The 234-nt window shown below is 64.1% G+C and carries 1 protein-coding gene; it reads right to left on the bottom strand.

Going from position 1 to position 234, the window contains the following annotated elements; translation table 11 throughout:
• Positions 1-234 (bottom strand): MBL fold metallo-hydrolase (locus ACWA1B_RS23680; RefSeq protein WP_456911151.1); only part of this gene is annotated, 234 nt, incomplete at both ends.

Below are 234 nucleotides of genomic sequence, written 5' to 3'. Positions count from 1 at the left end.
CAGCTTGTTGACGATGGAGTCGTAGCTCTTGCGGGGGTCACCGCCCTGGAAATCCGTGCGGCCACTGCCGCGGATCAGCAGCACATCGCCGCTGAACACGGCCTCGGGCTTCGCGGGGTTGAGCACGAAGCTGAAAGACTCATCGGTGTGTCCGGGGGTGTAGAGCGCCTGCAGCTCGATGCCGTCGACATTCAGCGTTTCGCCCTCGCGAATGCTCTGCGACACGCACAGCGC

The organism is Flavobacterium xizangense (assembly GCF_054075145.1).
The sequence above is the reverse complement of the archived record's forward strand: the minus strand, read 5'-3'. Positions and strand labels throughout refer to the sequence as shown.